The sequence below is a fragment of the Streptomyces sp. NPDC008121 genome (assembly GCF_042957155.1).
Taxonomy (GTDB): Bacteria; Actinomycetota; Actinomycetes; order Streptomycetales; family Streptomycetaceae; genus Streptomyces.
This window is the reverse complement of sequence record NZ_JBIBHT010000002.1, coordinates 940,875-953,104: the sequence shown is the minus strand read 5'-3', so window position 1 is coordinate 953,104 and position 12,230 is coordinate 940,875. Positions and strand designations below refer to the sequence as shown.

13 protein-coding genes are annotated in these 12,230 nt (G+C 73.3%); 3 read left to right on the top strand and 10 right to left on the bottom strand.

What is annotated here, in order from left to right:
* The first annotated feature begins 27 nt into the window (after positions 1-27).
* Positions 28-912, top strand: a complete 885-nt coding sequence (locus tag ACFZBD_RS09740; RefSeq protein ID WP_391138326.1) for an RNA polymerase sigma-70 factor — start codon at positions 28-30, stop codon at positions 910-912.
* A 325-nt stretch (positions 913-1,237) separates the two neighbouring features.
* On the top strand, positions 1,238-1,978 hold the full coding sequence (locus tag ACFZBD_RS09735; RefSeq protein WP_391138323.1) for a GntR family transcriptional regulator: 741 nt from the start codon (positions 1,238-1,240) through the stop codon (positions 1,976-1,978).
* Between the two features lie 104 nt (positions 1,979-2,082).
* On the opposite strand, the gene ACFZBD_RS09730 is transcribed toward ACFZBD_RS09735, so the two are convergent.
* A complete protein-coding gene (locus ACFZBD_RS09730; protein WP_391138322.1) occupies positions 2,083-3,240 on the bottom strand; it encodes an ROK family protein in 1,158 nt (385 codons plus the stop codon).
* Positions 3,241-3,450: 210 nt separating this feature from the next.
* Between ACFZBD_RS09730 and ACFZBD_RS09725 the strand changes: the two genes are divergently transcribed.
* Positions 3,451-3,861 carry a hypothetical protein gene (locus ACFZBD_RS09725; protein ID WP_391138320.1) on the top strand — a complete coding sequence of 137 codons (411 nt, stop codon included), beginning with the start codon at positions 3,451-3,453 and terminating at the stop codon, positions 3,859-3,861.
* 72 nt (positions 3,862-3,933) lie between these two features.
* Here ACFZBD_RS09725 and mug read toward each other — a convergent pair whose 3' ends face one another.
* From mug to bioD, 9 genes are all read right to left on the bottom strand, one after another.
* Complete coding sequence (gene mug, locus ACFZBD_RS09720) at positions 3,934-4,494, bottom strand: G/U mismatch-specific DNA glycosylase (protein WP_391138576.1); 561 nt, start codon at positions 4,492-4,494, stop codon at positions 3,934-3,936.
* The gene (purB, locus tag ACFZBD_RS09715; protein WP_391138316.1) at positions 4,491-5,930 is read right to left on the bottom strand and encodes an adenylosuccinate lyase; all 1,440 of its coding nucleotides are present in this window, start codon (positions 5,928-5,930) and stop codon (positions 4,491-4,493) included. Before purB ends, mug begins: the two co-directional genes overlap by 4 nt.
* 135 nt (positions 5,931-6,065) lie before the next feature.
* The gene (locus tag ACFZBD_RS09710) at positions 6,066-6,896 is read right to left on the bottom strand and encodes a GDSL-type esterase/lipase family protein (protein WP_391138313.1); all 831 of its coding nucleotides are present in this window, start codon (positions 6,894-6,896) and stop codon (positions 6,066-6,068) included.
* Positions 6,897-7,209: 313 nt separating this feature from the next.
* Complete coding sequence (locus ACFZBD_RS09705; RefSeq protein WP_391138310.1) at positions 7,210-8,226, bottom strand: CNNM domain-containing protein; 1,017 nt, start codon at positions 8,224-8,226, stop codon at positions 7,210-7,212.
* A complete protein-coding gene (locus tag ACFZBD_RS09700) occupies positions 8,223-9,563 on the bottom strand; it encodes a CNNM domain-containing protein (RefSeq protein WP_391138307.1) in 1,341 nt (446 codons plus the stop codon). The genes ACFZBD_RS09705 and ACFZBD_RS09700 overlap by 4 nt, the downstream gene beginning before the upstream one ends.
* A 165-nt stretch (positions 9,564-9,728) precedes the next feature.
* Positions 9,729-10,220 (bottom strand): GNAT family N-acetyltransferase, encoded by a 492-nt coding sequence (locus tag ACFZBD_RS09695; RefSeq protein ID WP_391138304.1) that lies wholly within the window; start codon positions 10,218-10,220, stop codon positions 9,729-9,731.
* Between the two features lie 133 nt (positions 10,221-10,353).
* Positions 10,354-11,019, bottom strand: a complete 666-nt coding sequence (locus tag ACFZBD_RS09690) for a methyltransferase domain-containing protein (protein ID WP_391138301.1) — start codon at positions 11,017-11,019, stop codon at positions 10,354-10,356.
* 107 nt (positions 11,020-11,126) lie between these two features.
* Positions 11,127-11,480 carry a VOC family protein gene (locus tag ACFZBD_RS09685; RefSeq protein ID WP_391138298.1) on the bottom strand — a complete coding sequence of 118 codons (354 nt, stop codon included), beginning with the start codon at positions 11,478-11,480 and terminating at the stop codon, positions 11,127-11,129.
* Between the two features lie 18 nt (positions 11,481-11,498).
* Positions 11,499-12,215, bottom strand: coding sequence for a dethiobiotin synthase (bioD, locus tag ACFZBD_RS09680; RefSeq protein WP_391138295.1), 717 nt, complete (start codon positions 12,213-12,215; stop codon positions 11,499-11,501).
* Positions 12,216-12,230 lie beyond the last annotated feature (15 nt).

The following is a 12,230-nucleotide window of genomic DNA, read 5'->3' as shown; positions in this document are numbered from 1 at the left end:
CCTGCCCCGGTCGGCTGGGATGGGGGAGTGGCGACCGAGACCCCGACAGATGTGTTCGAAGAGCACCGGCCGATGCTCACCGGCGTCGCCTACCGCATGCTCGGCCGCGCGGCCGACGCCGAGGACGTGGTCCAGGAGGCCTGGCTGCGCTGGTCGGCCGCCGACCGCTCCGAGGTCCGGGAGCCGCGCGCCTATCTCGTACGGATCACCACCCGGCTCGCCCTCGACCGGCTCCGCCAGATCCAGGCTCGCCGCGAGTCCTACGTCGGGCCCTGGCTGCCGGAACCCGTCGTCACCGACTTCGGGCCGACCGTCCCCGACACCGCCGAACGCGCCCTCCTCACCGACTCCGTCTCCTTCGCGGTCCTCGTCGTCCTGGAGTCCCTCTCGCCCCTGGAGCGCGCGGTCTTCGTGCTCCGGGAGGCCTTCGGCTTCCCCTTCGCGGAGATCGCGGCCGCCCTCGACCGCTCCGAGGCCGCCGTCCGTCAGCTCGCCGGGCGGGCCCGCCGCCATGTCGACGAGGGCAGGCCGCGCTACGACGTCGACCCGGCCGAGCGCCGCGACCTCACCGAACGCTTCCTCACCGCCGCGGCCGGCGGCGACCTCGAAGGGCTCCTCGCCCTCCTCGCCCCGGACGTGCGACTGGTCGGGGACAGCGGGGGCAAGTCCAAGGCGCCACGGCGGATCGTCGAGAGCGCCGACAAGGTCGGCCGTTTCCTGCTCGCCGTGGCCCGGGACGCCGAGACCGTCTACGAGCTCCGCTTCCTGGAGGCCAACGGCGCTCCCGCGCTGCTCACCCTCGTCGACGGCGCGCCCGACGCCCTCCTCCAAGTGGAGGTACGGGACGGGTGTATCCAGTGCGTCTACATCGTCCGCAACCCCGAGAAGCTGCGCGCCCTGACGGCCGGCTGACCGACCGCGCCTCCGCCCTCCGCCCGGCCCTTCCGCCGGGCGCTCCCGGCCCTCCGTCGTCTGTCCTCGCGCCACCGCCCCGCGCCTCGCGCGGCCCGGAGCCGCGAGCCCCCCGCCTCGCCCTCGTGGCGTGCGCACCTCACGCGGGCGCGAACGTCCTGTGAACGATCTACGTCAAAGGGCCCCTTTCCCGGGCATCGGGCGGAGCATTGGTCTTGACCAAGGGGGTGGGCCGCTTTATGGTCGCAGAGTTAGTGCAGGAACCTTTAATAAACAAGGGCGCGGAAAAACCGCCGCGGGACACGGCGAATTGCGGAGGATCAGGGTGGGGACCACGCAGCTGGAATCGGTGCCGGAGCCTAAGTACTGGCACCTCAAGACCGTGATCGGCGAAGCGCTCGACTCCGACTTCGCTGTCGGGGAGATCCTGCCCAACGAGCGGGAGCTGGCCGCACGCTTCGGCGTCGCCCGGGCGACGCTCCGCCAGGCGCTCGAACAGCTGGAGCTCGAAGGCCGCCTCCAGCGCCGCCGAGGCGTCGGCACCACCGTCGCCCCGCCCCGCGTGGGCGTGGACGTCTCCACCACCCAGCACACCTGGCCCGGCGTCGCCGAGGAGACCTGGCAGTCGATGGACTGCACCCTCGCCGCCGCGCCCGCCGCCGTCGCGCGGCTCCTGGACATCGAGCCCGAGGCGCCGGTGCAGATCGTGCGCCGCCTGCGCGTCACCCACGGGCAGCCTGTCGCCGCCGAGCTGCTGTACGTACCGACGGGCTCGGTGCCCGAGCTGGGCGAGACCGGCGACCCGACGGGACCCGCCCGCGCCCGCGCCGTACTGCGCGAACTGCAGCGCCTCGCCCTGGACGGTCAGGACCGCTCCGTGGAGCTGGGCTCGGCGCGCGCCGACGACGCCAAGGAGCTGGACCGCCTGCCGGGCGCCCCGGTCCTCCTGGTGACGACCCGCTATCTCTCCGGCGGCCGTACCGCCGCCGTCTCCGTCGCCACCTACCGCGCCGACACCTGCCGCCTCACCTTCGGCGACTCCGTCGACCTGGTCATGGCCTCCTGACAGGACGCCGCCCGGACCCGATCCGATCCCGAGCCCGTGAGGGCGCCGCACCGGCGGCGTCCGCACGGGCTCGCGCCGTAGGCAGCCCCCGTACCCCCGGGCGCTCAGCGGCGGCCGGTGGCCGTGCCCTCCACCGCGAAGAGCTGTTCCTCCACGTGGTCCAGGGCCAGCCGAAGGGCGCCGGTGCCGACCGCCGAGTCGCCCAGGAGGGAGAGGGCCACCCGCGGCGGGCGCAGGCAGAACCGCGCCAGCTCGTCGCGGAGCGGCTGCAGCACCCCGTCCAGGCCCGCCGCCCAGCCGCCGATCACCACCAGCTCCGGGTCGAGGGCCAGGACCAGCGCCGCCACGTCGTGGACCAGCCGCTGGGTGAAGCGCTCCACCGCCGCCTGGGCCCGGGTGTCACCCTGTCGGGCGAGCGTGAAGACCTGGGCGACGGCCTGCTCGTCGAGCGGGTGCAGCGGCTCGTCCGTGGTGGACAGCAGGTGCTCGGGGGTGACCCCCCGGCCGAGCAGGTGCAGCGCCCCGATCTCCCCGGCCGCCCCGCCGTACCCCCGGTGCAGCCGCCCGCCGATCAGCGAGCCGGCGCCCGGGCTCAGTCCGGCCAGGACGAACACGATGTCGTCGGAGTCGGTCGCCGCGCCCTTCCAGTGCTCGGCGACCGCGGCCGCGTTGGCGTCGTTCTCCACGAGCACCGGGCAGCGGAAGGAGCGCCGCAGCCGTTCGCCGAGCGCGAGGCCGGTCCAGCCGGGCAGCGCCGTGCCGAGCCGTACGGTGCCGTCCGCCTCCACGATCCCCGGCGTACCCACGCCGACGGCCCGCAGGTTGGACCGGGGCACGCCGGCCTTGCGCAGCACGTCCGCGACGACCGTACGGACCCGCTCCAGGCGCTCGTCCTCCGGAGCCGACTCCGAAACCTCCCGCGCCCCGGCGCCGATGATCCGGCCGTCCAGACCGGAGATCAGCGCGGCGACTCGGTGCGGCCCGATCTCGATGCCCAGCAGATGCCCCGCCTCGGCCCGGAACCGGAACCTCCGGGCGGGCCGGCCCTGCCGCCTCGCCTCGCCCTCCTCGGCCGCCGCCTCGACGACGAGCCCCGCCACGATGAGTCCTTCGACCACACCCTCGACCGTCGGCCGCGACAGGCCGGTGATCCGGGTCAGATCGGTCAGCGTGAGCGCGTCGGCGCCCCGCAGGGCATGGAGTACCACCGCGGAGTTGATCCGCCGCAACAGCGATGGATCTCCGCCGGTCAGCCGCCCCACCGTGTGTCCTCCCAGCTCGTACGCATGTCTGCCGGATGGTACTCAATGGACCGGAGGGCAGCGAGCGCCGCCCGGGCCCACCTCCGTCACGAGGTCACGACGCGAGGGTGACCCCTCCCGCCCGAACGGCCTCCGCGCCCGGCCCCGGAGGCCCCGGGTGCGGCTGCTGACGGGGGGCCAGTTGTCAGACCCCGGCGCTTTACTGGAGTCATGACGCTCGCACAGCACCTCGCCGCCCTCGACCTGCTGCGCGCCCGCGCCCTGCCCCAGGAGGGCTATCACCTCGCGGAGTTAGAGTTCGGCGGGCCGGCCGACGGGCCCTCCGTCGAGGAGTCGTGGGAGGAGCGGGTAGAACAGGCGGTGGCCGAACGGGACGCGCTCGCAGTGCTCCTGGCCGGCCGTTGGGGGCCGCCCCGCATCGTCACGCTGTCCCCGCTCCTCGACCGGTACGCCGAGGGGGAGGCGATAGCCGCCCCGTGGGACCTGCTCTGCACCTCCGTGCCGGAGGCCCGCGTCTGGCAGGTGGAGGACCGGTGGCTCGTCCTCGGCCTCACCCCCGGAAGCGCTGCCGGCACCGGCCTCCGTCTGCTCACCTGCCTCACCGAGACGCCCCCGCCCTGACCCCCGGCCCCGGCCATCGGCGCTGATCACCCCCCTGACCGTCGCGCAGCCCTCCGTCGCGCTCCGGCGTCGCTAGGCGCCTCGGTCGGGCAGCCCGGCCGTCTCGCGCAGTCGGGCGAATTCCTCCGCCATCGTCTGGGCCGTCCAGTGCGCGTTGAGGCCGCTCGGGTTGGGCAGGGCCCAGATCCGGGTGTCGCCGATCGTCCGTTCCTGCGGCCCGATGGCCGCCTTCCGCTCGCCGAAGGCCGTGCGGTAGGCCGTGATGCCGACGACCGCCAGCCAGCGCGGCCGCAGCCGCTCCACCCGCTCGGTCAGCAGCCGGCCGCCCTCCCGGAACTCCTCGTCGCTCACCTCGTCGGCTCGCGCGCTCGCCCGCGCCACCACGTTCGTGATGCCGAGGCCGTACGTCAGCAACTCCTCCTGCTCCGACGGCTTCAGCAGGCGAGGGGTGAAGCCGGACAGGTGGAGCACGGGCCAGAAGCGGTTGCCCGGCCGCGCGAAGTGGTGGCCCGTCGCCGCCGACATCAGACCCGGGTTGATCCCGCAGAAGAGCACGGAGAGGCCGCCCGCGGCCACGTCGGGGACGACGCGGTCGCGAGCGGCCTGCAGCTCCTGCGGGGTGAAGCCGGTCAGAGGATCGACCCGGGGGTGTACCCGGCGGCCTCCGGGTGCTGCTTCACGATCTCCTCGATGCGGGAGACCACACCGCCGACCTGGTCGGCGGCGGCGCCGGTGAAGGACAGCTTGTCCGCCATCAGCGAGTCGAGCTGATCCCGGTCCAGCGGGATCCGGTCGTCGGCGGCCAGCTTGTCGAGGAGTTCGTTGCGCTCGGCGCCCTGCTCGCGCATGGCGAGGGCGGAGGCGACGGCGTTCTCCTTGATCGCCTCGTGGGCGACCTCGCGGCCCACGCCGGCGCGCACGGCGCCCATGAGGACCTTGGTGGTGGCCAGGAAGGGGAGGTAGCGGTCCAGCTCGCGGGCGACGACGGCCGGGAAGGCACCGAACTCGTCGAGCACCGTCAGGAAGGTCTCCAGGAGACCGTCGAAGGCGAAGAACGCGTCCGGCAGCGCCACCCGGCGGACCACCGAGCAGGAGACGTCTCCCTCGTTCCACTGGTCGCCGGCCAGCTCGCCGGTCATCGAGGCGTAACCGCGCAGGATGACCATGAGGCCGTTGACGCGCTCGCAGGAGCGGGTGTTCATCTTGTGCGGCATCGCGGACGAGCCGACCTGGCCGGGCTTGAAGCCTTCGGTGACCAGCTCGTGGCCGGCCATCAGGCGGATCGTCTTGGCGACGGAGGACGGCGCGCCGGCCAGCTGCACGAGCGCGGTGACCACGTCGTAGTCGAGCGAGCGGGGGTAGACCTGGCCCACCGAGGTGAAGGCGTGCGAGAAGCCCAGGTGGTGGGCGATGCGCTGTTCCAGCACCGCGAGCTTGGCGGCGTCGCCGCCGAGCAGGTCGAGCATGTCCTGGGCGGTGCCGACCGGGCCCTTGATGCCGCGCAGCGGGTACCGGCCGAGGAGGTCCTCCAGCCGGCCGTAGGCGACGAGCAGCTCGTCGGCGGCGGTCGCGAAACGCTTGCCGAGGGTGGTCGCCTGCGCGGCGACGTTGTGGGAGCGGCCGGCCATGACCAGCTCGGCGTACTCGCCGGAGAGCTTGCCCAGGCGCGCCAGGACGGCGACGGTACGGTCGCGCATCAGCTCCAGCGAGAGCCGGATCTGGAGCTGCTCGACGTTCTCCGTGAGATCACGGGAGGTCATGCCCTTGTGGACCTGCTCGTGTCCGGCGAGGTCGTTGAACTCCTCGATCCGGGCCTTCACGTCGTGCCGGGTGACCTTCTCGCGCTCGGCGATGGAGGCGAGGTCGACCTGGTCGAGGACGCGTTCGTAGTCGGCCAGGGCCGTCTCCGGAACCTCGATCCCGAGGTCCTTCTGGGCACGCAGCACGGCGAGCCACAGCTGACGCTCCAGCTTCACCTTCTGCTCGGGGGACCAGAGGACGGCGAGCTCCGCGGAGGCGTAGCGGCCGGCCAGGACATTGGGGATGCGGGGCTTCGCAGCAGCAGTCACGTGACCAGATTCTACTGGCGGTTTCTGCAGGCCAGCGCCACGCCCGGTTTCGTCGCTTGCTACGAGACCCGCGTCACGTCGGCCCTCCCGCGCCTTCCCCCGTACGGGAGGCCCGACGCCGGCGCGACTGCCCGGCTATGCGCTCGGGGGCTCCTGCGTGGCCGTCCCGCGCGCGTTCTCGTACGAGGCGTCGCGAACGATCTCGTACGGCAGCAGGTCCGGCCGCTTGGCCGGGAGGCCGTCGCCGGAGGAGCGGCCGGTCAGGCGACGGCCGATCCACGGGCCGAGGTGCTCCCGCGCGAAGCGGGCGTCGGCGGCGCGCCGGGTCATCCAGCCCGGGCGGACGGCGGTGGGCAGCGGCGCGAGCCAGTCTTCCTCGGGGGCGAGGCCCAGCGCCTGCCACACCGCCTCGGCCACCCGCCGGTGTCCCTCGCCGGTCAGGTGCAGACGGTCCACGTCCCAGAGTCGCTGGTCGCCGAGGACGGGGGCGCCGTAGAGGTCGACGACGAGGGCGCCGTGCCGGGCCGCGAGGTCGTCGATGTGCTGGAAGAGCTCCTCCATGCGCGGTCGGAACCGCTGCATGACGGGCCCTTGCCGGCCGGGGCTGCGCATCAGCACGAGCTGCCCGCAGGACGGCGTCAGCCGCTCGACCGCCTCGGTGAGGAGCCCCCGGACCCGCCCCATGTCGCACGCGGGCCGCAGGGTGTCGTTCAGCCCGCCGACCAGCGTCACCACATCTGCCTTCATGGCGGCGGCCACGTCGACCTGCTCGTCGAGTATCTGGCGGATGAGCTTCCCGCGTACGGCGAGATTGGCGTACCGGAAGTCGGGCGTCCGGGCGGCCAGCCGGGTCGCGAGGATGTCGGCCCAGCCTCGGTACGTCCCGTCGGGCAGCCGGTCCGACATGCCCTCGGTGAAACTGTCGCCGACGGCGACCAGGCTGGTGTAGGTGGCATTCGATTCCATGACGGAGCGATCATACCGTGCGGTATGGGCCTGCCGTGAGCCCGGAGCCCGAGGCCCCGCCAGCCACCCCGGCCCCCGCCCCCACAAGCCGGAGCCCGGTCCGGGAGCGCCTCCGCGCCCCCGTCCCGGGCCCCTCATAGGCGTACCAAAGCTAGGGGGTGTCTTGCCGATCCTGCCGGGGTCGCGGCGCCCGGCACCGCGCCTCGCCGCGTTGTCGTCAGTCGTCGATGCTCCGCATCGACTCCCTCCTCCGCCTTGCGATCCACGGCACCGGACACCGCTCCCTGATCCGGCCCGATCGACAAGACGCCCCCTACGCCGCCGGCCGCCCCACCAGCTCCCGCAGCACGTCCTCCATCGTGACGAGGCCTGCCAGCTTGCCGTCGTCGCCGAGGACCGCCGCCAGGTGCGTGCGGCTGCGGCGCATCGCCGTCAGGACGTCGTCCATCGGGGTGGCCGCCTTCACCCGGGCGATCGGCCGCATCGCCGAGACCGGGAACGGCAGGTCGCGCGGGGCCGCGTCCAAGGCGTCCTTCACATGGAGGTAGCCGAGGATCCCGCGGCTCGAGTCGACCACCGGGAACCGGGAGAAGCCCGACTCCGCGGCGAGCGCCTCCAGCTCCTCGGGCGTGGTGCCCACGGCCGCGTACAGGACCTTCTCCACCGGCATGACGACGTCCCGCACCGGGCGCCGCCCCAGCTCCAGGGCGTCGTGCAGCCGCTCGGCCGCGCGGTCGTCCAGGAGACCGGCGACACCGGCGTCGGTGACCATCCGGGCCAGCTCGTCGTCCGAGAACGTCGCCGAGACCTCGTCCCTCGTCTCCACCCGGAGCAGCTTCAGGATGCCGTTCGCGAAGGCGTTGATCGTGAAGATCACCGGACGCAGCGCCCGGGCGATCGCCACCAGCGGCGGGCCCAGGAGGAGCGCCGAGCGGGTCGGCTCCGCCAGCGCGATGTTCTTGGGGACCATCTCGCCGAGGAGCATGTGCAGATAGGTCGCCACGGACAGCGCGATCACGAAGGAGATCGGGTGCACCAGCCCGTGCGGCACGCCGACCGCGTCGAAGAGCGGCTCCAGCAGGTGCGCGATGGCCGGTTCGGCGACGATGCCGAGCACCAGGGTGCACAGCGTGATGCCGAGCTGGGCCGCGGCGAGCAGCGCCGAGACGTGTTCCAGACCCCAGATCACGCTCCGGGCGCGCCGGTCGCCGGCTTCCGCCGCCGGTTCGATCTGGCTGCGGCGTACGGAGATCAGGGCGAACTCCGCGCCGACGAAGAAGCCGTTCACGACCAGGGTCGCCAGGCCGATCAGCAGTTGGATCGCGGTCATCGGCCGGCCTCCCCGGTCTCCTCGGACAGGTCGCTCGGCGGGGCGTGCATCAGCACGCGGGCCGCCCGGCGCCCGGAGGCGTCCACGACGTCCAGCCGCCAGTGGGCCAGCTCGACGCGGTCACCGACCGCGGGGATCCGTCCCAGCTCGGTGGCGAGGACGCCCGCCAGCGTCTCGTAGGGTCCGTCCGGGATCCGCAGGCCGATGGCCTCCAGCTGGTCCGTACGGGCCGCTCCGTCGGCGGACCACAGCTCGCGTCCGTCCGGGTCCACGCCCACCCGTGCCAGGTCGGGAGTCTCGTGCGGATCGTGCTCGTCGCGCACCTCGCCGACGACCTCCTCGACGATGTCCTCCAGGGTCGCGACCCCGGCCGTACCGCCGTACTCGTCGATGACGACGGCCATCGTCTGCTTGCCCGAGAGCCGGTCGAGCAGCCGGTCGACCGTGAGCGTCTCCGGGACGAGCAGCGGCTCGCGCAGCATGTCCCCGATCCGGCGGAGCCGTCGTTCGTCGGCCGGTATGGCCAGGACGTCCTTGATGTGGGCGATGCCGACCACCGAGTCCAGGTTGCCGCGGTAGACGGGGAAGCGGGACAGGCCGGTCGCGCGGGTCGCGTTGGCGACGTCCTCGGCGGTGGCCTGCACCTCCAGGGCGGTGACCTGGACGCGCGGTGTCATCACGTTCTCCGCCGTCAGCTCGGCGAGGTTCAGGGTCCGTACGAACAGTTCGGCGGTGTCCGCCTCCAGCGCGCCCTCCTTGGCGGAGTGGCGTGCCAGGGCCACCAGCTCCTGCGGCGAACGGGCGGAGGCCAGCTCCTCGGCCGGCTCCATCCCGATCCGGCGCAGGATCCGGTTGGCGGTGTTGTTGAGGTGGCTGATCAGCGGCTTGAAGGCGGCCGTGAAGATCCGCTGGAACGTGGCCACGCGCTTGGCGATCGCCAGCGGCGAGGAGATCGCCCAGTTCTTCGGGACCAGCTCGCCCACGACCATCAGGACGACGGTCGACAGGGCGGTGCCGATGACCAGGGCCACCGAGGAGGCGACCGCGGAGGAGAGACCGATGTCCTGGAGCGGGCCGCGGATCAGCTTGGCGATCGACGGCTCGGAGAGCATGCCGACGACCAGGTTGGTGACGGTGATGCCGAGCTGCGCGCCGGAGAGCTGGAAGGTGAGCGACTTGACGGCCTTGAGCGTGCTCGCGGCCCCCCGCTCGCCCCGCTCGACGGCCGCTTCCAGCTCGCCGCGCTCGACCGTGGTCAGCGAGAACTCCGCCGCGACGAAGAGACCGCACGCGAGGGAGAGCAGCAGCGCCACCACGAGCAGAAGCACTTCGATCATCGGTTCACCTCCGTCCCATGATCAGACAGGGAGGGGAGGAGCGCGCGATGTCGGGTCTCGCGCTGACTGCTACTGGGAGGCTCGCCCATGGGCGGACGCTCACACCTTTCGGCCGGAGGGGAAGGAAATACTCATGGTAAAGGACGGGCAAAGCGGGGTGGGCGATCACCCCTCCTGTGCGGGGGAGCCGACGGCTCCGGAGGTGAGGGTAGGCGCCGTCGCGCCGGCGGCGTCGGCCGGCAGCGGCTTGACCCACCGGGTCCACTGCTCCTGCGGTCCGTAGTCGGCCGCCCGCCAGGCGTGCCGGCCTAGCTCGTTCCGGTCGAGGACCATCGCGTCCGCCCGCCTGCCCCCGAGGGCCACGAACCGCTCCTCGGCCGCCGCGAGCAGCGCGCCCCCGACGCCCTGACGCCGGTGGCCGGGGTGGACGGCGAGCCGGTAGAGATGGCACCGCCAGCCGTCGAACCCGGCGATGACGGTCCCGGCCAGCTCGCCGCCGCGCTCCGCGAGGAGCAGCGCCTCGGGGTCCCGGGCGACCAGCCGCGCGACCCCGTCGCGGTCGTCGCTGATGCTGGTGCCCTCGGCGGCCACCCGCCAGAAGGCGAGCACGGTGTCGATGTCGGCCGCGGCGGCGGGCCGGATGCGCAGATCACTCATGACCCGATCCCACCACCGGCGGCCTCGGACCGTCGAGCACGTTTCGCCATCCGGGCAGGTCAGCACCGGGCGGACGCCCTGTGGTCGGATCCCTCACCGCGTCGGTCATCGTGGGTCGTCGTCGTCCGGGGCGTCAGACACGGCGCGCCGAGCCCAGCACACAGAAGGAGGACGGCAGCCGCGGCCCCTCCTCCGGAACGGTGAAGGCGCGGTACGTGATCAGCTCGAACCCGGCCGCCTCGATCGCCGCCAGCGGGTCGCGCCCGGTGTGGCAGCCGCCGAAGAGCAACGGCCAGACCGTACGGTCGAGGGCGCGCTGCGCGCGGGCCATCCCGCGTCCGGGGGCCAAGCCGTGCTCGAAGAAGCGGAGTTCGCCGCCCGGGCGCACCACCCGGTACAGCTCGGCGAGCGTGCGCGGCACGTCCCGTACGGTGCAGAGCACGAGCGAGGCCACCGCCGCGTCGAAGCCCTCGCTCTTGACCGGCAGCGCCTCCGCCGCGCCCGGGGCCACGTCCACCGGCACCTCGGCCCGCAGCGCGGCCTCGGCGGCCAACCGCCGCAGATGGCGCTCCGGTTCGATGGCGACGACCTCCGACACGGTCCCCGGATAGTGCGCGAAGTTCAGTCCGTTCCCCGCGCCGATCTCGATGACCCGGCCCGAGAGCCCGGTCAGCAGCTCCGTACGCAGGGGGCCGATCCCGCCCTTCGTGTCGGCGGAGACGCTGAACCGGGCGTAGAAGCGCGCGAAGAGCGGGTGGTGCACGGCGTCCCGGGGGACCCGGGTGGAACGCGAGGACATCGCGGACCTCCTCCGACGCTCGGCGGAGCGGACGTGTACGAATACATGGACGGGGAGTGGCTGTGGACGCGGACCGGACGAGGGGATTCTTCCCCGTCCGGCGCCACTCAGCCCGACACGAAGCAGAACTCGTTGCCCTCCGGGTCCCGCATCACCTGGAAGTCCCCGTGGTCGTCGGTGACGATCTCGGCGACCCGCTCCGCGCCCAGGGTGACGGCGGCGTCGGCCGCCGCGTCGACGCCGGCCGCGCCGACCGCCTCCAGGTCCAGATGGAGGCGGTTCTTCGCGGCCTTGCCCTCGGGAACCCGTTGGAAGGCGACCCGGATGAAGTCCGGGGGGTCGACATAGGACCAGTCGGGGCTCCGGTCGACCGGGTCGCCGCCGAGGAGCGCGGCCCAGAAGCGCACCAGACCGGCCGGATCGGCACAGTCGAAGACGATTTCCTGAACGGTTGCACGCATGCCTTCAGCGTACGGAGATCACGGCCGGTGCGCCGAGGCGAAACGCTTCGCGTCCCACACACCGCCCAGGGACGGCGCCAGCCACTCGACCGCCTCCGCGCGGAACCGCTCGGGGTCCAGCGCCCCGGCGCCCTCCGGTACGGCTCCGAGCAGCGGCGCGCCGGCCGCCTCGGGCAGGTCGGCCAGGTTGCAGCGCGCGGCGAGGTCAGGGGAGGCGGGCCAGCTGCCCACGACCACGCCCAGCTGGCTGAGGCCGCGGGCCCGCAGGGCCTCGGCGGTCAGGGTGGTGGCGTTGAGGGTGCCCAGACCGGCCGGGGCCACCACCAGGACCGGCGCGCCGAGAAGGCGGGCGGCGTCGGCGAGGGTGCCGCCCTCCTGGTCGAAGCGGACCAGGAGCCCGCCCGCCCCCTCCACGAGCACCAGGTCGCGCGAAGCGGCCAGCTTGGCCGCCGCGTCGGCGACCTCCCGCGGGCCCACCGGCGTCATGCCCGCCCGCCGGGCGGCGGTGGCCGGCGCCAACGGCTCGGGGAACCGGGCCAGTTCGGTCGAGGTCTCGGCCCCGGAGAGACGGACGACCTCGTCCGCGTCCCCGCGCTCGTCCGGAGCGAGGCCCGTCTGCGCGGGCTTGAGCACGGCCACGGAACGCCCCTGGCCGGTGGCCACGGCGGCCAGCGCGGCGGTGACGATCGTCTTGCCGATCTCCGTACCCGTACCGCTGACGACGATGACGGTCATGGTGTGTGGTGTCCT